The organism is Bacillus cereus group sp. MYBK216-1, from assembly GCF_051916495.1.
GTDB lineage: Bacteria > Bacillota > Bacilli > Bacillales > Bacillaceae_G > Bacillus_A > Bacillus_A thuringiensis_K.
The window spans coordinates 243,121-264,856 of the sequence record NZ_JBQAGT010000002.1; the positions used below are offsets into that span (position 1 = coordinate 243,121).

A 21,736-nucleotide genomic window follows, 5' to 3' on the forward strand; every position below is an offset into this window, starting at 1 on the left:
TAATTATTTCAATAAAATTTGTTTTAGATATTAAAAAGTGCCAAAACCCTTGTGGTATAAGGGGTTTGGCACTTTTGTGTTTTTTATATTTTATCAAATAAACAACCCTAAAACTGCTCATTCTTCTTCCCAAGATTCAACGATATAGTATGGAAAACCTTATTATATCAAGGTTTCTAAGTGGTGATTTCCCTCGATGCTCACATTTTGCTCACATTAAATCTTTTCATTTTTTATCAGATGTTTTCATTAGATTTTATTATGCTCTCGAAGTTTTCTGCTGCTTGTTGCTGCATGTTCTGTGTGATGTGACTATACTTGTCTAAAGTCATTTGAATAGATGAGTGTCCTAAGCGATCTTGTACGATTTTAGGGTGTTCCCCAGCTTGAAGCATTAGTGTAGCATGAGTATGTCGTAAGTCGTGTATACGAATCCGAGGAACATCAGCTTTTTTATAGTGATCATTCAAAAAACGATGAGGAGCATCTATATGTAAGGGCGAATGTATCGTATTGCCGGTGAAAATAAAAGCCTCTTCATTCAAGTGTATACCCCAGCGGAAAAATTCTTTCTTTTTATAGGAGTAGTAGGATTGTAACTTCTCTATAACAAAAGAAGAGATACTAATGCTTCTATTTGAAGACTTAGTTTTTGTAGCAGCTTTAAATAGTCCTTTTTCTGTTTTTACAAGTGATTTATTAACCAGGATACGTTTATTATCAAAGTCAATATCTTTCCACGTTAGTGCAAGTAATTCTCCGCGTCTCATACCTGTATAGATTGCAAGTAAGAAGAACATATGATACTTAATATTTTTTTCTTTTAGATACTGGAGGAATCGATTACATTCCTCGCTAGACCATGTTTTCATTTCACCTTGCTCTTCACGTGGTTTTTTAACCTTATTCATTATATTATCATGTATGATTTCCCATTCTACAGCGTGTTTGAAAATGCATCTTAGGCAGCGGTGGATATTGCTGATTGTACCATTTGATAGTCCTTTTCCCTTAAGTTCAGCATAGTAGCTTTGAATCATTACGGGTTTAATACTCTTAATTTTTTTATAACTAAATGGGGGAAGGATATAGAGCCTAACTAAGCTCATGTCTTTTTCATAAGATGTAATTTTTAATTCAGCTTTACGAAGGGGCTTTAACTTTTCCCATACATCTAAAACAGTTAATTGTTTGTCATCAAAATATATTCCTTTCTCTATCTCTGTAATCATCGTTGCAGCAGCATTTTGGGCTTCTTTTTTTGTTCTAAATCCACTTTTACTTTTTTGCTGTCGTTTTCCTGTGGTTGGATCTATACCGATATCTATCGTAAAAGACCACGCATTTCCACGTTTACGGAAACTTCCTTTCATATTCAATACCTCCTGTATCGTTATTTTCGAAAATTACAGTATTGTGATATTTGATTTTGTAATTTACTTGCTAATAATTGATTTTCATAATGTAAAAGCCTTTTTTCAGCAAACTGTGTTGTTACATTGAATTTTTCTGAGATTATATATGCTTTTAACTGTAGGGGAGGAAGCTTTCTTAACATAAAAGTAGGTACACAAAATTGTTGTGCGAAGTTTTTAGCCTTTGCTTCTTGATAATCTAGAAACATTTGATGCATTAATAATTGATTACCAGAATGAAATAGGATGTGACAGGCCTCATGGCCAAAATCCTCCCATTGTTCTTGCTGAGAGATACGATTATCAATAACTAAGTTAGCTATTTGATTTCTTTCCATTGCATGACTTCCAAACGGAGCAAAGTACAGCAAAATGTTTAGCTTTTTCGCAATCTCCATCATATCAATTTGCTCGGGAACAAAAATAGATAAGGATTGGTACAAGTGCTGGATATAGTCTTCAAGTTGTGTTGTATAGTAGGGTTGCGATTGAAACATATTTCCACTCCATTCATATATTAAGAACGTACGTTCTTATGATATAACAAAAATAAAAAACTTGGAAGAGCAAGAAAGACAGGCAAAGAGATAATTATGAATTATATGTCTTGGAATCGTGAAGTTGAAAGTAAATTAAATATTAGATTATCGGTGCGATAAATTGATAAAAAGAAAAAAGCGTAAGAAATACATTTCTTACGCTTTTTTTATGTGTCTTAAATATTATTTTCCTTTTGTAACTAAATTTCCCATGAAAACCTACTTATTTTTATTACAGGAATAATAATCCACCAAATAATAGCTAGCAAGCTAATAATAGATATTGTAGCCGTAGCAAATTTTAAGTATTGATTATTTAAATTTAAAGTATATATGAAAAAATTAAGTGAAATTGCTAAGTACGAAAATATATTAAAGATAATGATTGAGGATTTATGTTTTGAATCAATTAGCTTAGTTCGATTGATTAACATTATTTGATTATATTCACTTACTTTATTTAGCAGTAATTCCTTTAAATTTTCTAGTTCTTGAAGGGTTTCTTGTGAATAATATAATTTATCTTCTAAAAATGAAAAGAATATAATTTCATTTTTTAATTTAACAACAGCAATATTGGATTTGTTTATTGTAATCTGATAAGCTTCATAATCTTCTTTAGAAATAAACATTTTTATTTTTTGATTTAGTTCTTCTGAAATAATATTCTTATTGAATTGTTTTTTTGTAAAGTAACTACTGATACTCTTATGGTAAATATGATTTATATCTCCTAACTCTAACCCATCAAAAAAGTTAAATCTAATTTTCTTATCATATTGAAAACGTTCAAATTCATTATTTAAAAATTCACAGAACATTATTAGGATATTGTGATTATTTATAAGATCTAGCCAAAACAGAGAAAATTCAAATGACATAGGTATACAAAAATGAATTACATTATTTAAATTATAAACTTCCTCTGCATTTGGATTGAAATTCAATTGAAATTCTTTGGAGATATCTTCAGACTCTTTACTTTGGAACTGAATTAAACTCTCATCTTTATTATATTTACAAATGAATGAATAACCTAAGTTAATCATTGTTTTTTCTAACTCTTTTATAAATAAGTCAATCCAATTGTTAATGTCAATATAGATAAGATCGCTTTTCTTTGATAAGATTCCTTGATCAGTTAAACTCATAAGAGAGTCTATTTCTGTTGAGTGAAACTCATCTGTTAGTTTTTTGTGATTGAATATAAAATAATTACTGTTGTGTAACGTGAAATGCTCTGGTATTCTAGACAAAATTTCATATTCATGCCCCAATAACATTTGATGCACATCCCATAGGTTTTAATTTACTATCAATTTGACTAAGGAAATCTTCAAAAGTTTTTTCTTTATCCTTTTTTTTGTAAAAGTCTATTAAGTAACATAGATTATTATGTATATTTTGTTTATCCATTTTTGAGATAGAGGAGAAAAGTTCTAAAGTTTTATTTTCAATCCTTAAAATTGATGTATCTATGTTCTCGTTTGTCTCTAAAATGAAATTGTTAATTAAACTATAAAAGAAAGCATTTTTAATAGTTTTTATGTACATTAATGTCTCATCTTCACATTTATTTGCAATAAGTTTTTCTATTTCTTTGAAACCTTTAGTAAGTTCTACTTTTATAAAACGTGATGTTGAAATTATTTTTTCGTTTGCTAAAGATAATAGTACTTTGTTGTAGTCCTGATTTAAGTAATCGTATTTTAGTAATTTCGTTAATTGTTCAATAAATAAGTCGATGTCTTCTGTTTCAATATTTTTAGAACGGGATAAAAGTTTCCCTTCATCGCCATTAATTAATAATATCTTATCATCTTGTTCAGAAATAGTGACTTTAATGTGGGAAATAGGATATTTATCATAAAAATATCTAAGTTCATCCTGAGCTAATGCTTCGTAAGTACTGATATTTTGATTTATATTAATACCGACTTCCATGCGCCCTTCTACTTCAAACTTTATTTTTGTTGGAATTGCTTTGTCAGCAAGTAAAATACTGCGTAAAGAATGATCTTTCAATTCCATAAAGGAAAAACTACTATTGTTAGTAATAATATTTAACACGCCACTAATAAATTCTTTTTTTTGCGATTCTGAGTGAGTGTAGTCAGAATAATTTGTAACAAGTGCGATATTATGCTGTAAGTAAAACCTTAATTCGGTATGAATTAAGGTTTCATTTTTATTTTCTTTAAAGTAGGTATTTTTAGAACTTGTAAATCTTATATCTAACACAGTGTTATTACATTCTAAAAAGTGATTTATTTCTAAATTTTCAATACTTATTTTTTGAGAAAGTGTAGTTGATAACTGCTTAAAGCGATCTCCTAGGTTTTCTAGATTCAAGATTGTTTTAGAATAAGTAAACATAAGGGCATTAAAGTCTGATTTTGGAGATGAAAGGGTGTGAAAAAACGAATCTACTAGACACTCTAGTTGTCGCTTATGTTCACCCTGAAAATCTAAATATTTACAATAAAAAAAATTAGGATAATTATCCGGAGCAACTGCTGTATTTGTTATAAGCCGTTTTTGTACAAGTTGTGAATATAGATTGATATATTGATTGCTATTTAAATGCATAAGTTTTTCCCAAAAACTAAATTGGTTTCTTCGAGTGAAAAATAATTTTTGTTCTTGCATAATGGCTTGTTCAATCCTCCTTTATTTTAGTGTTTGGAAGGGTATAATTAATGTAATGACTAGCTTTATCAATAGAGGTACTACTACTATGTGAAATTAGTTTTGAAATTGTATCTTGAAGTTCTACTATTGCTACATTAAAAGCATCAGCTTGACTTAGGAAATTACTGACTGCTTCTCGAATAATATCATCTGTAATAATCTTTTTATCATATTTCTTTAGTAAATCAATAATTTCATATGTAAGTGCAGCTGTAATAAATTTATAATATTCCTGAAGAGTTTGTTCACTTGTTTTGTAAAATTTAATATCGAAATTTTCATTATTTCCAATCTGTTTCATAAAGTCTTTCAATCTTTGTTTATACAATAAATTATTATTATCCTCTATAATCTCATTTTCTAATGTGTTTTTTTCTACAGAAGATTCATTTTTAATTTCTACTGGCTTTTCCTTAGATTCTGCTGGTAAACTTTTCATTGTTAAAGATAACCCCCTAAATATATTTGGAATAGATTGGCTTAATAAAGGTTTAAAAAATAGTGATAGTATATTTTGAGATTGATAGTTGGTATTATAAAATTTAACATTTACTGTATTATTCTTGTATAGGAATAATATGGCGTTATTTATGTAGGAAAAACAGCCTCTAAAGGCTGTTTTTCCTACTTTTTATCTCCAGATTTACGTTTTATTTCATTTTGCATAATGAACTCCCAAAAGCGTTTTAATTCTTCACGCTTTTCAGGACTAGCATCTTTAATATCTTTAAACCAAAGACCTAATTCAGCGTCATCAAGAATGTTTTTAAAATCAGGGTTGGTATAATTTATATTATTCGTTCTGCCATGTAAATAATCTGTTGTTACATCAAAATAATCAGCTATTAGTTTTATTGTTTCAGGCTCAGGATTTCTTTCACCACGTTCGTATCTTGATAGTTGAGTATTTGTTAATCCTAATGCATCAGATAACCTTTTTTGAGAAAGATTATTCAATTCTCTTAAGTACCTGATTCGATCACCAAGGATATTCATAAATTTCATCCTTCCTAGTAAAACTTAGTATTATTTTACCATATTGGGGATATGCATATCATTTAAATTGCCGATATGGTAATTTTTTTGATTGACTTTGCCGAAATGGCGATTTATTATTGAGGTAGAAGTTGCCAAAATGGAGAAAAGGAGGATTAAAATGGTTGCAATTAGAAAGGTTAATTTAAAAAAGATAAAGGATTTGCGAAAAGAACAACAGATTACTCTTGTGGAAATGTCTAAAATATTAGGATATGATAGTCCGAATGGATATCATTATATCGAAAAAGGAAGAAGTAAATTTTCCGCCGAGGCACTTGCGCAGGTTGCAGATGTTTTAAAGGTAAGAATAGACTCTCTTTTTTTTTGAAAAATAAATCGCCAAAATGGCGAATTTAATATTTTAGTAATAAGAAAAATAGGGGGATATAAATGATTAACTTCGATATCGAATCATTTCGTCAAATCATCCGAGAAGAAGTACAAAGAGCAACAGAACATCTTCAGCCAATGAAAGAATTACCACCATTTTTAACTATTACAGAATTAATGGAACTATTACATATTAAACGTACCAAAGCATCTGAGTTATTAAACCGTTCTGATTTTCCAGTATGTCGTGAAGCCGGGGTTCTTATTCCTACACACCTTCTTTTTAAGTGGATGGAGAATCACACTGAATGGGTAGAAAACAATACGGAGTATTACAATCCATTCAAAGAATCCGTCTAATAACAAATTACCATAGTAAGTTGTCACAAATAAATAATGCTTTAGGTACGAATGGGGGAAGTAAACGATGTCCATAGGAAAAGAAGTTGCTATGGCACGCAAAAGAAAGGGAATCACCCAAGAACAACTCTCCTTAGAAATCCCCGTGAGTCGTGAGTCACTAGCAAAATATGAAACTGAACAGCGACGATTACCAGAAGATTTACGAAAATGCATTACTGAAGGAATTGATGATCCACAGTTATTTTTTAAAATGTGGAATGAAGCAACAGGTCATGTAAGTGTCCCATTCTTTAATGGAGAGCATATTGATCTTCATCCTACAAGCATGAGGTACATGGTCAATCAAGAAATAAATGAAGCTTTGAAACAACTCGATACGGTATGTTGGTTTAAGCCTTCAAAAACTTGGTCCGAAAGTGAGAAAGAAGATTTGAAAAAGGTAATGCATGAAATCTTGGATGCTACAGGTTCAATGATGAGCCTCGTAGCGGTCCTATGTGATCAATATGGTATTTCAATGAAAGAAGTCTTTAAGTACTGGAAAGTATCATTACGAGCAAGGAAGTATATAAAAGCTTAATTTAATTATTTTATTGCGGAGGTTTAAGTTATGACGATTGATTATGCAAGTCCAACTTTAAATCAATATAAAGCTCTAATTCGTAAGGAAGCAAATTTATATGGTGATATTCGAATTGCAGCAGTTTGTGGGGACTATATGAAAGCTAGGGGTTTAAAACAAGAGAAGAAATTAATGGAGATAAGAATTCGAATTATAGAAGCAGCGTTCATTTTGAAAAACAAAAAGAAAAAAGAAAAGACTACCGCATAGCCCGCGATAGCCAAGAAAATTAACATGTGAATTATAGCATACTTCAATTTAATGCGACAAGCAATTGTGCTTGTCGTTATGATCAGAAAGGCTGAGTCCCCAACTTTTATTAGATTCTGCTTTTTCTTTCTGTTCATAACGATGCGTACAGTATCAAATTACTAGAAATGAGGAATAAGTCATGAAATCAGAATGTAATCGTCTGTTCGACTTAGTTCTACCAGGTGATTTTGCTTTTGCAAATGAATTACATAACTGCATGGTGACATGTATTCATAACATGTTCAATGCTGGTTCATTAAATGAAGCAAATCATTGGGAGAAGGAATTAAATAGATGCGCAAAAGAATTCAAGAGCCTTCGTAATGAAAAAGAGGATCACGATGTATCAAAGAGTTATCGTGTAGTTGTTAAAAGTCTTCAAGAGCAGGGGATCAACGCATCATTAGTTAGTCGAAGAAAATAAAAAATCTATCACTTGGCAGAGTGATAGATTTTAGACTCTTATAGAGAGTCTTTCTAAAAATAGAATTGGATTAAGTATATCAAAGCAAATCAAGTAAAACAATGGAGGATGAATAATATGGCAGTTTATAGACCTGTTCAAGTTTCATATTGGCAAGATGCTTTCGTTTTAGATCTTACACCGGAGGAAAAATATTTCTACTTATACTTAATGACTAATAGCAAAACTTCTCAGAGTGGTATCTATGAGCTTCCACTAAGAGTGATAGAAATGGATACAGGGTATAACCGTGAAACAGTTGAGAAGCTGTTGGAGCGGTTTGCTGATTACGGGAAAATTCATTACAACAAAAAGACCAAAGAAATTATGTTGATTAATTGGCTTAAATTCAATGCTATTACAAATATGAATATTGAAAAGTGTGTGTTAAAAGAAATCCAGAATATTAAGTGTGAAGATTTTTTAATTGATTTTTATGAGACATGTTTAGAGTTAGAAAAACAGCAAGATTTTAAAATTCCTCGTATTAAGGAATACTTCCAAGCTCGTTTTGAGTGGCTTATAAGGGGCTTCGAAGACCCTATGAAGGAAAAAGAAGAAACAAAAACAGAAACAAAAGAAAAAGAAGAAACAAAAACAAAAGAAGAAGCAGCAAGCTGCTCAAGAGATAAAAAAGTTGCAGAAGAAAATCCAATAGCATTTTATGAGCAAAACTTTGGAGTTCTTAAACCATTTGTAGCTGAAGGGATTAATGCGTGGATTGAAGATTTGAATGCACAGCTTGTTATCAAAGCAATGAAAATAGCTTTAGAAAAGAATGCACCTAATATGTCTTATGTACAAGGTATTTTAAGAGATTGGCATGCTAAGGGGTATAAGAGTATTACTGATGTTGAAGCTGCACAAACTCAATTCCGTAAGAAATACCATTCTCGTGGTGGAAGAAATAATGCTCGAAATGAAATTGTTCCTGATTGGTTACATACTCAAGATACGGAAACAAATTCTCAGTCAGTAGAGCTTAATGAAACCGAATTAGAAGCTGAACGTAAACGTTTAGAACAAGTGTTATCTAAATATAAAAAAGAGGCTTAGGAGGATTGTGATGCCAAAGCAGTTAACAATATTTGATGTTGAGCCTGTAGTAGCATTCGATACTGAGAAAGCACACATTCATCGATTAAATTCTAAAGTTCGTTTTACGGATGTAGTTGTTCAAGTGCCAAAACAAGTAAGAGCTACTGATGAATTAAAACCAACAACAGCGCCAGATGATCAGTATGAATTATTTGAGGAATATACAATTGGAATTTGGAGATTTAAGCGAGTGGAAGATAAGCAGTTCGATTGGGAAGAAGCGGAGGAGCTTTGCAAGTCTGCGAGAGATAATAAAGAACCGATTTCAATACGACTTTATTTATCATTAGAACAATCATTTATTCCCGATAATGTTGTGGAATATCTATAACAAAATAAAAAAGTCGAGATTGCTCCCGACTTGCTTCGACAAAATAATCATAACATACGGGAGTGGTCTTAGTGGGAAGTATTAAAGAAAATCTTGTAGAAATGAAAGCTGAAATAGATTTGAAAATAAACGGAATATATGTTGTTAAAAACGGTCAGGTCCAACTAATAGAACCACCCCAAGGTGGATTTGGTGAACAATCATTTGTATATCAAAGTGGAAAAGTAATTCGTATGGAAGAACGAAAAACACAGTTACTTTAATCAAATTTGAATTTTATTAGAAATGGGGAATTAGAGATGCAATATACGATTGTTAAATATGATATGGAACTATGGTTCGATATGAATAAAACAGCGGAAGTTATAAGAGTTGTAGATTGTGATTTAGCGATAAGCACTAACATTATGATAGATGGTAAAGTTTATCATGTTTGTGCGAAATATCCGCAAAACAATCTGATAGGTGTTAGAGAAATAAAATTACAGTCTACGCCAGAAGAAATTGAATACGAAGAACATTTAATATGTCCCTATTGTGGAGGGAAGGATATAGATGCCTGGGAGCGTTCGCAAGACAGTGACACAATTAATTGTGGTAAATGCGGTTCTGAAATTGGGTATTCAAGAGAAGTTGAGATTACATATTCGACTAAGCCTATTAAAAGAAACAAACCTATAAAACTTTAATAAAAGCGTTATTTGAATAGAAAAGAGGCAAGCAAAGATAAAATAAGACCGCTCCTTTATAGGAACGGCCGTACAAATATCATGTGCTGGAGGTTGCTCCAAATGGCATAAGATGTTTTCTCTAAAAAGTATGGACAAGAAGTTTTACGATTATACGTAAAAACGGCAGGCAACTAATTAAGTTACCCGCCTGTCCTCAAGTGGTACGGAGGAGAGAGCTCCGTTTGGAAAGAGTACAGCCGTGGGAAATCGGCTTGCAGATAGTATGTACGATATAAAAAATATTATTCGTAAAGTGAAATATAAATGATTTTTTAATGAAAGTATTATTTTGTAGGATATTAATTAAATTGGAATTTTGTTAAGAGATGAAATGTTGAACAAATGTGAATGATTAGATGATACTAAGGTAAAAGAAAAAGAACCCTTTATAAGGATTCTTTTGGGGAGTCAATCTAACATTCACATTCGTAATCACGGTAATATTCATCGCACGAATCATTTCTATCATTGCAGCAGATACAAAATGTCTTTTTAATCAATATTTCAATGAAATTAAGGAAATCGGTATTATTTGTGAGAGTAAGGCTTTGAAAATCTTCTACTTGAAATACTCTTGTTTCATTTGTAGCAAGAGTCACGATAATTGGTGTAGTAGATTTTCTTGTTTGAATAGTGACTTCGATGGGGGAGACATCTTCGGGAACAGATATTTGAAGTAATGTTTTGTTGTGATTATTAGTGAAATCTTCAAAAACTCTTCTTGAAGTGTTAGGGGGTACGATAATAGTTAAAGGTGCATTTTCGGTTGGGGTAGTTTCTGAACCAGCTACAGTATGAGTTTCGATGAAACAGTTATCTTTTTGATAGTGAGAATTTGATTGTTCTTTATAATACTTGTTGCGAGAATCATTTTGATTATTGCAACAGATACAAAATGTTTTTTGAATGAATATACCAATATTGCTATTGATATTAGTATTATTTGTGAGAGTGAGGCTATGGAAATCCTCTACTTGGAATACCCTGGTTTCACCTGCAACTATTGTTACATTAATCGGCAGACGAGAACTTCTTGTTCGGATAGTTACTTCAATTGGTTGGGAAGTACCGGGAATGCGAAGATCAAGTAATGTTTTATTGTGGTTATTGGTGGAATCTTCAAAAGCAGTTCTTGTAGTGTTAGCTGGTACGTTGAAATTTAAAGCTGTATTCGAACCAGTTATTGTATGGGTTTCGATAAAACAGTTATCTTTTTGATGGTGAGTGTACAATTGTTTTTTATAATACTTTTTACCATCTTTATAAAAATAATCAGCCATACTTATGTCGCTCTCCTTTCTTTGAGATATCTATATATTTTATTAAAAAAAGAATAGAGTGCTTGTACACAATAAGAAAATCCGCTCTTGTAATTAATTAATTAAAAACATTATTTGATATGTAAATGTAAGAGCACTTCGGGAAAGTGCTCTGTAAAGACTATTCATTCTAAAAAGAAAAGGATATAAAATATTCTATAAATTTATTTTTGATTTTTGGTGTATTCTTTGTATAAAAATTTCATTGGAAACTTAAAACTAGATGCCATAATAGCACCTAGTTTTAAAGGAGTACTGATACTAGTTTAATTTGATAATGTTTAATTCTAAAGCATTTATTCCATTATCGCATGTACGAATGTCTTTTTCGCCTACAAAGCTATTATTGATAAGTTGAAGTGTTGAGTTGGCTGGGACTGATAAAATAGTGTCCCCAATGAGTTGAGCACAATCTACATCCTCTGGATCTAGTATTGAAAGGCCGAAAGTAGCTTTGAAATTTGGAATCAGACTGTTATTTAATAGTATAGAAATGGTAGGCGAATAAGGGAATGTAAGGGCTACAGTCAAGTTAATCGAGGAAATGAAAGTAATTCGATAATCCCCAGCTTGTGTGATATTAATTGTGGTTGGATTTAACAGAGAAATCCCCCCTACCATAGGGTCAGCCTGATCAAAAGAAAAAGGGGATTCGAAAGGGACTGTAATGATTTCTGTTTGCCAAAAAGTTCCGTAAGCTACTGATAGTAATCCAGTGGGTCCAGTGGGTCCAGTCGGCCCAGTCGGTCCAGTCGGCCCAGTCGGTCCAGTGGGTCCAGTCGGCCCAGTCGGCCCAGTTGGTGCAGTAGGTCCAGTGGGTCCAGTCGGCCCAGTCGGCCCAGTCGGTGCAGTAGGTCCAGTGGGTCCAGTCGGCCCAGTCGGTCCAGTGGGTCCAGTCGGTCCAGTCGGTCCTGTAGGTAGTGTGAATGGTGGAACAGGTGGTAAAGTGGGTCCAACTAAATTAGGGTTTATTGCAGCAGAAGATAAAAACTCGTCCATTATATTTTCACCTCTGAATAGTTAGTATTACTAATAGTAAATGCAGGGATAGAGAAAAGCGAAATGGACAAGTGAGGAATTAGACAATGGAATTTTCATAAAAGCGTTATTTTATTATAGGAAAATAGGTGACTCAGCAAGTGTGCCAGCCGAGTCACCCAGTACTATCGATCCAAATAATGTTCTTTTTCTATATGTATTTATGTTGAGTTCCTAGAGGCTAGCTCAAAAACCACAGTTAAAGGACAAAGAAAATCATTTTAGAGAGTATTAGATTTTATTATGTTAATGCTACAACAGCAAGAGTTAAGCCCAACGTATTTAATGTATTAGAATATGGTCCTACATTAACAGTAAGAGTACTTGTTATACCTGAAGGTGTAGTGAAAATTGCGGGTGCTGATACAGAAGTGAATCCTGCAGTATATCCTAGAGAAGTACCTGAGCCAATGATTGGATTATTATTCAGATACATAGTGATACCTGCCGAATTACCTCCTGGTTGAATAATAACTTGCACTTCATAGATTGCCAAATAGGTTCTTCCACCTTCAAGTAAAACAGTTGTTGGTGGTGCGAATGAGATTGCTGTACCATTAGAATTTACCACGGTATCTAGTGGGATCGCAGAATTTACAGAAACTATTGTTGGGGTAGTTTGAACAACATTTAAACTGTTAGCCGTGGGGGATGGACAAGTGCAAGGTTTGTGAATTTTAGAGTTGTTATCATTTTGGTAATTCACAAATAATCAAACCCCTTTGTGTAAGGTAATTTTTTATCTCATATAAAACGTAGCTTTTTTGTGTATCTATGTTATTTTTAATAAGTTTATAAAATTTAGCCGAATAGTATTGGTCAGTCAATTCTTAAAAGTATTTGATACTGTAGGGATTTCAAAGTGCATTCGATAAATATATATGAATGTTTTTCAAGGACATTACTGTAAGTTAGGAAACATAATAAAATAGTTATTGTATAATGACAAAAATTAAAGAACCTGTTAGTAATAACAGGTTCTGTGTACAAGGAGTTCAAGGAATACAAGGAAACCACTCCAGGGAAACCTGTGTATTTCTTGGCTTAATAGTAATGTATTCAAAATAAGCAAAAAAATGAATGAAAGTTAAGTAAAAGTTTTTTATGACCAAAAATAAAATAACCCGCTATTTAAAACGGGTTATTTCAATGAGGTGTACAAGGAATTCAAGGAAACTGGACCAGAGAAACCTATGAAATTCCTTGTGATAATAATGTATGCAAAGGAATCAATAAGGTTGATGAAATTTAAACAGAATTCTTATTTAATAAAAAAACGTGTACAAAAAATGTACACGATTATATAAAAATTATGTCTTGCGTGCTCATTGCATTCTATGTTTATTGTATGTAAAACGTGATACATTGCAATACATTAAAAGAGCACTCTTAAAAGTGCTCTCTGACCAAAACTAATATTGAAAAAGGATACCCAAGATATTATATGTATGTTTTTTAGCTATGTGTAACTTTAAAACAAAATCTTTCTTTTACACAACAAAGCAGCTAGTTAATAAAACTAACTGCTTGTTGTACAAAAGAAACGCTGCGCTTACAGAAATAGTTTGTAACCTTAAGTTACAAAAATAGTATGAACAGGGTTAAAAATGTTATTCAGAAATGAAAGAAAACAAAATAAAAAAGAGCACCATGCATAAGTGCTCTTTAAGATAGGAGGTAACACTTTGAGCTGAATGTTTAGGTTAAAATTATATGGCGCAGAAAAGAAATAAGACCTAAAACTTATTTTCAACTCAATACAAAAGAGCAGCTAGCAAAAGCTAACTGCTTGTTGAAAAAAGAAATCTACACCAGGTTATTTACTGCCAGAGTTTCAAGAAATAAATGATTAAATTAATTTAATTTTTCAATTACAATCGAAGCATTTATATTTGTTTGTGTTCCACCTGCCAAAGTCTGTAAAGTAACTGCAGCAGCGGAAGTATGATTATTAAGGGTAATAATATCACCTGCAGCTAAAGAGAGAATTGTTTGCCCATTGTTTTGCTGAGTTCCTGCACCTGATCCATAAACTGCGTTGGTAACTGGAGCACCATTTAAAAAGAGCGTAAATTGATTAGGTTCAACTCCTGATACAGAAAAAGAAATCTTATAATCTCCTGCATTAATAACCATAATCTGAGAAGTTCCAGGAGTATGAGTAAAACCAGGTGTCATTAAACCATTCGAATTAAAAAGAATAGGTGCTTCTAAGGCAACAACTTGAGCTGCTGTATTGAAAATATAAGCGTATTGAGATAATCCAGATACTGTAAGACCGGTAGGCCCAGTAGGTCCGGTAGCTCCGGTAGCTCCAGCGGTTCCTGGTAATCCAGTAGGCCCAGGAATGCCTTGGATACCTTGGATACCTTGAAGCCCAGTTGGGCCAGTCGGGCCGATAGGTCCAATAAGTCCTGGATCACCTTGAATACCTTGGATACCCTGAATTCCAGTCGCCCCAGTTATTCCAGTGGGTCCAATAGGACCAATAGGCCCCGGATTACCTTGAATCCCCTGAATCCCTTGACTTCCTTGAGGTCCAGTGGGGCCAGGAATGCCTTGGATACCTTGGATACCTTGAAGTCCGGTTGGTCCTGGTGATCCAGTAGGTCCAGTGGGGCCAGTCACTCCGGTTGGTCCTGGTGGTCCCCCGGAAGGTCCAGTCGGGCCCGTTGGTCCTGGTGGTCCCCCGGAAGGGCCGGTCGGGCCAACAGCTCCAGAAGGTCCAGTTGGACCTACAGAACCAGGAATGCCAGGAATCCCTTGAGGGCCGGTCGGGCCAGGAATCCCTTGAATGCCTTGAATCCCAGGAATCCCTTGAATGCCTTGAATCCCTTGAATTCCAGTGACCCCCGTTATTCCAGTCGGTCCAATAGGACCTTGAATGCCAGGCTCGCCTTGGATACCTTGGATACCTTGAATTCCAGAAGGTCCAGTTGGACCAATAGATCCAGAAATCCCAGGAATCCCTTGAGGTCCAGAAATCCCTTGAGGACCAGTAGGTCCCAGGTTACCTTGAATTCCAGTAGGTCCGGTAGGTCCGGTAGGCCCGGTAGGTCCCCGAGGTCCACCTGAAGGTCCAGTAGCTCCAGTAGGTCCCGAAGGCCCAGTAGCACCTGTTAATCCAGTAGCCCCGATTTGAGGCAACGGAAGGGCACATGGAAATGGGATGTGACATTTCTTTTTAAATTCACTCATTTTTACACCTCCGTTATAAACTAACTAGCCAATTTATATTTATACTTTAACAACTTATGAGCAAGCAGACATATGGGTGTAAGGAAAAACTATAAAAATTACATGAAAGGTTTTAAGAGCAAGCCTCTATTTTACATTCCATACCAAAAAGAGCACCATATATAAGTGCTCTTCTGACTAAAACTCTTAATGTAAAAGAGTATGTGATACCAAATGTAATTTTTTTATGGACGTGAAGTATTTGAACGAAAACGCTATTTGGCACAACAAAGCAGCTAGCTGAAGTAGCTAACTGCCTGCTGTAAATACTATTCCACATGGATACGCAAATTGTAACTACAAGTTACAGTTATAGTATAAACAGATTTGAAAATGTTATGCATGAAAGAAAACTAAACAAAAATTTCATTTTATAGAAATAAGGAAACTAAAAAGAGCACCATGCATCAGTGCTCTTTAAGATAGGAGGTAACACTTTGAGCTGGATGGTTAGGTTAAAAGTATATGATGTAGAAAAGGAATAAGACCTAAATTTTATTATTAACTCAATATAAAAGAGCAATTAGCTTTTGCTAATTGCTCGGCTCAAGGTAATAGACATAGAGTGGGTATTAGTAAAATTGGCTATTCACGAGCCTGTTTACAGTGTAACCAAGATTTTTAAATGTATTCCCTCTTTAAAAACCTTATTCAAACAGTGTTATTTAAAGAGGGAGTGGAGTAATGAAAAAGAATACTTTCCCTTTATACATGAGATGATTTTTTAATTCTCAATATTATATGAGTGTTAAGACAAAAATGTGTAATTAAAAGAGCAGCTAGCAAAAACTAACTGCTCGCTTCTCCAAGGGGGAAAGGAGAAAAGATTACCGTGTCATCTACATTATTGACGGAATATTGAGTTTTATTCAGGGGAGAAAAATTTATACATTTAAAATTAACATATGCATGTTTGAAATATGTCAGAGTTACTTATAAATAATCATAGCTTTAACGATTTCATAATAGTACTTTTTCCATGTTATTGTTTGTTTGTTTTCAGTAGTTAAAGTTAAAAGAAATTTAATCATTATATCATCACCCTTTCTTAACTTTAATTTTATAAGGAAATATACAAATTTAACATTTTATATGTAATTAATATGAATATTTGTATTTTCATATGAAACTAATAATATCTATTTAGTTATCGAATGGAAATATCCAAAAAAGTTTGTTAACATGGAAATTTTTTCAGATTATTTAACAAAATAATCCTTTTAAAGTGAAAGCAAACAGAATAAAGTCCGGCTAGAAAACTAGAGGACACCAATTCATTAAAGTAGCCATTAAAGCTGTTTTAGGAATAGGTGTCCTTTTTATTTTGAAAAGGGAGATGGGGAAATATGAAGGTACTAAAGGACCAATTACGTGAGTGGAAAAAGCAATCGAATCAAACAAAAAAGAAAACTAAGAAAAAACAGAAAGAGAAATTTAGTATTCGTGAAATTGAAAATTTAATGGGGATGCATAGACCTTGTTATGAACGTAGACGTGGAGCGTTAAGACAAAAGTAATAAAAAATAAAAAGGAGTGGTCTTGAATGACTAAACAATTATCTTTCTTACCAAAAATTGATAGAACATCAACACAGGAAGAATTAGAAGGTGTGCTGGAAAGCGTACGTATACATAGGCAATTTGGAATGATACGCAAAGAAATGAAAGTCACTCCTTCTTATGAAATGCGTGAGCACGGTCCTACACATGCAGTCGGTAAGCCGTTAGAAGATGTTGCTATAGCAAATATCCAACAAAGTAAGCGAGAAGAGTGGCTTGAAGGTATGTCGTTACGTATTGATCAGTTTCTAAATCGATTAGGAAATGGACGTGCAGGAAGTATTCAAAGGGATATTATTTGTAAACGTTATTTAGAAGAAGAGGATATGTGTGATTACATGGTTTATAACGAAATCGGAATGTCAGAGCGTACATATCGCCGTTGGAAGTCTAAAGCGTTTTATAAACTTGCTTTTGCACTTGGATTAGAAGTTTACGAGACAGAAGAAACTGGAGGTAATGAATAATGAATTTTGTTCAACCGATACGTGATCCAGAGCAAATACAACAGCTAAAAGAGTACTTTAAGGAAAAAAGTTTACGTAATTACATTCTCTTCATTATGGGTATTAATACAGGTCTTAGAATCTCAGATATTTTGAAACTAAAAATAGGGGATGTCAAAGGCAGTCATATATCTATGAGGGAAAAGAAAACAGGGAAACAAAAAAGAATACAAATTACTGCAGCACTGAAAAGAGAACTTAAATGGTTTATTGAAGAAAGAGAAGGCAGTGAGTATCTATTGCAAAGTAGACAAGGAAAGAATCGTCCTATTGGTCGTAGCATGGCATATAAGATATTAAGTGGAGCGGCGGCAGAATTCGGATTAGATGAAATAGGCACACATACCTTGAGAAAGACGTATGGATATCACATGTACATGCAAACAAAAAATATAGCATTACTTATGGAGATATTCAATCACTCGTCAGAGAAGGTCACGTTACGTTATATAGGTGTAAACCAAGATGCAATGGATAAAGCAATGACTAGGTTTAAAATCTAAGTATTGCTTATATCTTTTAAATCTAAAGGTATCGTAGTATTTTGAAAAAAAACACGTTAAAAGTATGCAAGATTTTATACAGTTTTTCGGCTAATCCAGTAACAAACAAGAACCCTAAATCCACTTAAGGATAGGAATGTATAAAAAGATTCATAGGGGTATAGAAAAAGGCGGATTTCTTTTGAAAGTAGGGATTCGCCTTTTTCTTGCTACCGATAATGAGACGTTATGTTAACTTTACATGTATATGTTTATACATCAAAACTCCTCAGACAGCGTTTTCCCCACATGGTACAATTAGGAAAAGGAGGAGGACTTCAAAATGATTTTAGAAGCAGTCATGTTGCAAGTAAAAGACGGTATGGAGACGGAGTATGAATGGGCATTTAAGCAAGCATCTTCAATCATCTCTTCCATGCAAGGATACAAAAATCATGAATTACAACGCTGTATAGAGCAGAAAGGAAAATATTTGCTCCTTGTGCAATGGGAAACTTTAGAAGACCACACGATAGGATTTCGTCAATCTGAACAATATCAAGAGTGGAAAGCATTATTGCATCACTTTTATGATCCATTTCCAACAGTTGAACACTTTGAGCGTGTAGAGTTATCACGAAACTGAACTTGACCGTCTATTAATACTTGAAGAGTAACTTCCAATAACGAAAATTATGTAAATAAGCTGTCCATATGGGCGGCTTATTGGATTTTTTACTTAAAGTGTTTTTCTTCAAAAATGCTGGTGGCACCCCTATACAGTTACTCATAAATTTCGTACTGTGTAACTCAAAAGAGAAAGTTTAATTCAGTCAATGATAGCAAGGGATTCAGCGATAGGGTCAGTTACACACAATATAAGATATGGGTAACTGACAAGCATAAAATGATACGGTTTTGTATATTAGTTAATTATACTTGATAAGAGGTGATGATGGATTGGCCTGCGAAGAGCTACTGTGTGAATTGGTTGAGTATAAAATGTTACAGGGCGAAAAGCCGAACCTATTAAGAATAAATCCAAATTATTATAGAATGATATTAGAGGAATTGGCTTATCCAGAGTGGCTAATTAGAAAAAAGAAAAAGGTGAAAAATCATGGTTTACTTGGGATTAGAATAGAAATTACAGATCAAATTGAAAAATTTGAAATGAGAATAGTGAAAGAAGTGGCAGAGTCGTGACCGTTTTTTGGCAGGAAATGTACCGGTTATTTTGGAATTTCCGTGTTATATTTGTATTGTGAGAAGTGGCGGAAAACATAAATCACAAGAATGCCTTTATAATTCGATATCTAAACGACCCATATTGACGGCATACTAAAATCCGAAACCAGCAGATGGTACTGATTGAATGTAACGTTAATATAGAGGAGAGCTTTTGCTCTTCTTCCAGTTACTTAATAGTGTATTAATAGATTGATACTTAATATTAGGTGATTGGAAGAAGGATAAAACTTCATTTACCGTAATTGAAGTACAAATTAATAATTTATATCAAAGCGTCCATTCGTGCGCTTTTTATTATTTGTGTGGGAGGTAGAATTTATATGACGGAAACACATTTAAGTGATGAAATTCCAGGGAAACATTATAGAAGAAGCTAACAAGCTGCATAAGTAACTCGGATTCAATGTAGATTTAGAGTTGCTTATATTAGTGCAGAAAAGATTATTGATCGTCTTGAAGAGAATAGAGTTATTGGTCCGTATGAAGGAAATAAACCAAGAGTAGTATTAATTAAAGAGTAGCATCCAAAACGGGTGCTTTTTTCTTTGTTATATAGAAATTACACATTAAACGTATTTAAATACTGTCTTAGGTATAATGTGAATTGACTCATGGTACAGATAACAGATATTTTTCTATTTAGATTAGATGTTAAATGTACCGTGAAACTCTTGGAAATACAATGCCGGAAAAAGATAATGATATTGGTATATTACGGGAGAAGGCGGAATTGTAGGAGTAAAGGGAATGTGCCCAGGTTGCATAACATATTGACCATATGAAGGATATTGAGGTAAATGTTGCCAAGCAGAAGCTGGAGCTACAACAATCCTCATCGGTAAAGGATTCATAATATAATCACTCCTAAAGTAGTATTCGTGTAATAGGGTATGCGCTCACTGAATATAGATGTGCACAATCTAGGCCTATAAACATAATAATTAACGAACAGAAAATACGGTTACTAATCTTATGATGTGTCCATTATGGATGTTTTATTTTTAGAACAAACATGTGTATAGCAATTAGAGCAGGCGCTGCCGTGATCTGGGTGGCGTCTTGTTTGTTGTTAAGGAAAGATAAGCGCAAACGTGTTGCATTTATTATGAGGTGATACATATGGAATTAGAATTATTAAATGATTTAACAGCAGAGTTAAAGACAAGAGTTTTATCTGATGCAGTTACATGGGAATTAATTAATGTTATTGTATTGGATCATTTAGAGAGAATGACAGATAAAACAAAAATGAATGAAATGGGTATAGGGATGTATGGTGTTAAATGGGAAGATGTTAATTTGAAGCCATATGCAGCGTTAGATAATGTTATTGGTGTTAATGATGCTCATCTTATTAGCGGCCTTTCTCCTGGTCATATAAAGAATCTATGTGCAGCAGGTGCTATTGAATCTAAAAAGATCGGTGGAACCTGGGTGATAAATAGAGAGCGGTTTGAAGAGTGGTTCAAGTGTTCCTGTAAAAACGAAACAAACTCAACACAACCCAAATATTGTAAGAGGTGATAATAGTGCCAAATGTACATTATACTGCTCATGCAAATAACGAAAGTAAAGATGCTACAGAATACGTAAATGCACTAGCTTATATATCTACTTTTTTACTAGCTTATTCAGATCAGAAGGTAATCGGTAAATTATTAGCCCAATCTAACGAAAAGGAATCTGAACTAATTAAAGGGATGACGAGTGGATTGCAACTTATTTTGTCCGAAAACTAGTGTCTCAAAAACAAAACATTATGAGACACTTAATATATGGGCCTTAAAACCTATAAAAATGGTATAACAAATGTCTCAAAACTATGTCTCAATTAATAATTGATTTTGATACAGGAATTTGATACACTTTTTATATCAAATAACAAGGGATGATGGTGCATGATATTCGGATATGCTAGGGTTTCTACTAAAAAACAAAATTTAGATATGCAATTGGATGAATTAAACCGTTATGGTTGTGAGGAAATAGTTACAGAAAAAGAAAGTGGAGCGAAAAAGGATAGAAAAGAGCTTCAATTATTACTTGGCAAACTTCGCAAAGGTGATACATTGGTTGTTTACAAGTTAGATCGTTTAGGAAGAACCATGCACCAGTTAGTTAATTTATTGCAAGAATTTAATGATAAGGAAATTCACTTTGTTTCTATTAAAGATGGTATTGATACATCTACAACAATGGGAAGGTTTTTATTTCATATATTTGGTGCAATGGCTGAAATGGAACGCGAGGTTATTAATGAACGTGTTGTTAGTGGTGTGGCTGCTGCAAAAGAACGAGGAAAACAAGGTGGTCGCAAACGTGCTCATACTCCGGAACGGATAGAGGGTATGCTAAAAATGGTTGAACAAGGATTACCTAAAGTTGATGTCTGTAAGATGTTCAATGTTTCAAGGGCCACTTTATATAGATACATAAATGAAAAAGAAAAAAATACGAAAAATTTAAAGTAG

Annotated in this window: 29 protein-coding genes; 18 read left to right on the forward strand and 11 right to left on the reverse strand. The window is 33.3% G+C overall.

All coding sequences use genetic code 11. From position 1 onward, the window contains the following. Window positions 1-236: 236 nt before the first annotated feature. The 6 genes from ACTFRH_RS06840 to ACTFRH_RS06865 form a co-directional block, all read right to left on the reverse strand. The gene (locus tag ACTFRH_RS06840; protein WP_000678739.1) at window positions 237-1,373 is read right to left on the reverse strand and encodes a site-specific integrase; all 1,137 of its coding nucleotides are present in this window, start codon (window positions 1,371-1,373) and stop codon (window positions 237-239) included. A gap of 20 nt (window positions 1,374-1,393) precedes the next feature. After that, window positions 1,394-1,912: an ImmA/IrrE family metallo-endopeptidase gene (locus tag ACTFRH_RS06845; RefSeq protein ID WP_000487836.1), complete on the reverse strand. Its 519-nt coding sequence runs from the start codon at window positions 1,910-1,912 to the stop codon at window positions 1,394-1,396. A 242-nt stretch (window positions 1,913-2,154) separates the two neighbouring features. Continuing rightward, window positions 2,155-3,237 (reverse strand): hypothetical protein, encoded by a 1,083-nt coding sequence (locus ACTFRH_RS06850; protein WP_000924147.1) that lies wholly within the window; start codon window positions 3,235-3,237, stop codon window positions 2,155-2,157. Next, entirely contained in the window at window positions 3,221-4,603 is a 1,383-nt protein-coding gene (locus tag ACTFRH_RS06855) for a chromosome partitioning protein ParB (RefSeq protein ID WP_440048732.1), read from the reverse strand. Before ACTFRH_RS06855 ends, ACTFRH_RS06850 begins: the two co-directional genes overlap by 17 nt. 10 nt (window positions 4,604-4,613) lie before the next feature. Continuing rightward, complete coding sequence (locus ACTFRH_RS06860; protein WP_000838839.1) at window positions 4,614-5,084, reverse strand: hypothetical protein; 471 nt, start codon at window positions 5,082-5,084, stop codon at window positions 4,614-4,616. A gap of 185 nt (window positions 5,085-5,269) precedes the next feature. Continuing rightward, window positions 5,270-5,641 carry a helix-turn-helix domain-containing protein gene (locus tag ACTFRH_RS06865; protein WP_001023058.1) on the reverse strand — a complete coding sequence of 124 codons (372 nt, stop codon included), beginning with the start codon at window positions 5,639-5,641 and terminating at the stop codon, window positions 5,270-5,272. 160 nt (window positions 5,642-5,801) lie between these two features. On the opposite strand from ACTFRH_RS06865, the gene ACTFRH_RS06870 reads away from it, so the two are divergent. The 9 genes from ACTFRH_RS06870 (at window position 5,802) to ACTFRH_RS06910 (ending at window position 9,831) form a co-directional block, all read left to right on the forward strand. Then, the gene (locus ACTFRH_RS06870; protein WP_000225774.1) at window positions 5,802-6,011 is read left to right on the forward strand and encodes a helix-turn-helix domain-containing protein; all 210 of its coding nucleotides are present in this window, start codon (window positions 5,802-5,804) and stop codon (window positions 6,009-6,011) included. A gap of 62 nt (window positions 6,012-6,073) precedes the next feature. Next, complete coding sequence (locus tag ACTFRH_RS06875; RefSeq protein WP_000606756.1) at window positions 6,074-6,373, forward strand: helix-turn-helix domain-containing protein; 300 nt, start codon at window positions 6,074-6,076, stop codon at window positions 6,371-6,373. Window positions 6,374-6,440: 67 nt separating this feature from the next. After that, window positions 6,441-6,956, forward strand: coding sequence for a helix-turn-helix domain-containing protein (locus tag ACTFRH_RS06880; RefSeq protein ID WP_000022022.1), 516 nt, complete (start codon window positions 6,441-6,443; stop codon window positions 6,954-6,956). Between the two features lie 30 nt (window positions 6,957-6,986). Continuing rightward, complete coding sequence (locus tag ACTFRH_RS06885; protein ID WP_000151149.1) at window positions 6,987-7,208, forward strand: hypothetical protein; 222 nt, start codon at window positions 6,987-6,989, stop codon at window positions 7,206-7,208. Window positions 7,209-7,389: 181 nt separating this feature from the next. Further along, window positions 7,390-7,674 carry a hypothetical protein gene (locus ACTFRH_RS06890; protein WP_000834162.1) on the forward strand — a complete coding sequence of 95 codons (285 nt, stop codon included), beginning with the start codon at window positions 7,390-7,392 and terminating at the stop codon, window positions 7,672-7,674. Window positions 7,675-7,791: 117 nt separating this feature from the next. Then, entirely contained in the window at window positions 7,792-8,769 is a 978-nt protein-coding gene (locus ACTFRH_RS06895) for a DnaD domain-containing protein (RefSeq protein WP_000312152.1), read from the forward strand. Between the two features lie 10 nt (window positions 8,770-8,779). Further along, a complete protein-coding gene (locus ACTFRH_RS06900) occupies window positions 8,780-9,142 on the forward strand; it encodes a hypothetical protein (RefSeq protein WP_001125985.1) in 363 nt (120 codons plus the stop codon). Window positions 9,143-9,213: 71 nt separating this feature from the next. Next, the gene (locus tag ACTFRH_RS06905; RefSeq protein ID WP_000534814.1) at window positions 9,214-9,405 is read left to right on the forward strand and encodes a DUF3954 domain-containing protein; all 192 of its coding nucleotides are present in this window, start codon (window positions 9,214-9,216) and stop codon (window positions 9,403-9,405) included. 36 nt (window positions 9,406-9,441) lie between these two features. Beyond that, on the forward strand, window positions 9,442-9,831 hold the full coding sequence (locus ACTFRH_RS06910) for a hypothetical protein (RefSeq protein WP_001200432.1): 390 nt from the start codon (window positions 9,442-9,444) through the stop codon (window positions 9,829-9,831). Between the two features lie 455 nt (window positions 9,832-10,286). On the opposite strand, the gene ACTFRH_RS06915 is transcribed toward ACTFRH_RS06910, so the two are convergent. The 4 genes from ACTFRH_RS06915 to ACTFRH_RS06930 form a co-directional block, all read right to left on the reverse strand. Then, the gene (locus tag ACTFRH_RS06915) at window positions 10,287-11,153 is read right to left on the reverse strand and encodes a hypothetical protein (protein WP_000796372.1); all 867 of its coding nucleotides are present in this window, start codon (window positions 11,151-11,153) and stop codon (window positions 10,287-10,289) included. Window positions 11,154-11,453: 300 nt separating this feature from the next. Beyond that, window positions 11,454-12,191, reverse strand: a complete 738-nt coding sequence (locus ACTFRH_RS06920) for an exosporium leader peptide-containing protein (RefSeq protein ID WP_000343248.1) — start codon at window positions 12,189-12,191, stop codon at window positions 11,454-11,456. A gap of 280 nt (window positions 12,192-12,471) precedes the next feature. Then, the gene (locus ACTFRH_RS06925; protein ID WP_001109241.1) at window positions 12,472-12,936 is read right to left on the reverse strand and encodes a hypothetical protein; all 465 of its coding nucleotides are present in this window, start codon (window positions 12,934-12,936) and stop codon (window positions 12,472-12,474) included. Window positions 12,937-14,084: 1,148 nt separating this feature from the next. Then, complete coding sequence (locus tag ACTFRH_RS06930) at window positions 14,085-15,428, reverse strand: BclA C-terminal domain-containing protein (RefSeq protein ID WP_440048731.1); 1,344 nt, start codon at window positions 15,426-15,428, stop codon at window positions 14,085-14,087. A 1,385-nt stretch (window positions 15,429-16,813) separates the two neighbouring features. On the opposite strand from ACTFRH_RS06930, the gene ACTFRH_RS06935 reads away from it, so the two are divergent. From ACTFRH_RS06935 to ACTFRH_RS06960, 6 genes are all read left to right on the forward strand, one after another. Continuing rightward, window positions 16,814-16,984 (forward strand): hypothetical protein, encoded by a 171-nt coding sequence (locus ACTFRH_RS06935; protein WP_000866160.1) that lies wholly within the window; start codon window positions 16,814-16,816, stop codon window positions 16,982-16,984. Between the two features lie 26 nt (window positions 16,985-17,010). Further along, window positions 17,011-17,493 (forward strand): ArpU family phage packaging/lysis transcriptional regulator, encoded by a 483-nt coding sequence (locus ACTFRH_RS06940; RefSeq protein WP_000166197.1) that lies wholly within the window; start codon window positions 17,011-17,013, stop codon window positions 17,491-17,493. Beyond that, window positions 17,493-18,035: a site-specific integrase gene (locus ACTFRH_RS06945; RefSeq protein WP_001012155.1), complete on the forward strand. Its 543-nt coding sequence runs from the start codon at window positions 17,493-17,495 to the stop codon at window positions 18,033-18,035. Before ACTFRH_RS06940 ends, ACTFRH_RS06945 begins: the two co-directional genes overlap by 1 nt. Before the next feature lie 322 nt (window positions 18,036-18,357). After that, complete coding sequence (locus tag ACTFRH_RS06950; protein WP_000599698.1) at window positions 18,358-18,660, forward strand: antibiotic biosynthesis monooxygenase family protein; 303 nt, start codon at window positions 18,358-18,360, stop codon at window positions 18,658-18,660. Between the two features lie 293 nt (window positions 18,661-18,953). Further along, a complete protein-coding gene (locus ACTFRH_RS06955) occupies window positions 18,954-19,220 on the forward strand; it encodes a hypothetical protein (protein ID WP_440049319.1) in 267 nt (88 codons plus the stop codon). 443 nt (window positions 19,221-19,663) lie between these two features. Then, window positions 19,664-19,786 (forward strand): DNA translocase FtsK, encoded by a 123-nt coding sequence (locus ACTFRH_RS06960; RefSeq protein ID WP_223285812.1) that lies wholly within the window; start codon window positions 19,664-19,666, stop codon window positions 19,784-19,786. A 123-nt stretch (window positions 19,787-19,909) separates the two neighbouring features. Here ACTFRH_RS06960 and ACTFRH_RS06965 read toward each other — a convergent pair whose 3' ends face one another. Then, complete coding sequence (locus ACTFRH_RS06965) at window positions 19,910-20,116, reverse strand: hypothetical protein (RefSeq protein WP_001068929.1); 207 nt, start codon at window positions 20,114-20,116, stop codon at window positions 19,910-19,912. Window positions 20,117-20,384: 268 nt separating this feature from the next. Here ACTFRH_RS06965 and ACTFRH_RS06970 point away from each other — a divergent pair, with 268 nt between their 5' ends. From ACTFRH_RS06970 to ACTFRH_RS06980, 3 genes are all read left to right on the forward strand, one after another. After that, window positions 20,385-20,789 carry a helix-turn-helix domain-containing protein gene (locus tag ACTFRH_RS06970; RefSeq protein ID WP_000418199.1) on the forward strand — a complete coding sequence of 135 codons (405 nt, stop codon included), beginning with the start codon at window positions 20,385-20,387 and terminating at the stop codon, window positions 20,787-20,789. Between the two features lie 5 nt (window positions 20,790-20,794). Further along, entirely contained in the window at window positions 20,795-21,004 is a 210-nt protein-coding gene (locus tag ACTFRH_RS06975; protein WP_001134184.1) for a hypothetical protein, read from the forward strand. A gap of 159 nt (window positions 21,005-21,163) precedes the next feature. After that, window positions 21,164-21,736: a recombinase family protein gene (locus tag ACTFRH_RS06980; RefSeq protein WP_000576170.1), complete on the forward strand. Its 573-nt coding sequence runs from the start codon at window positions 21,164-21,166 to the stop codon at window positions 21,734-21,736.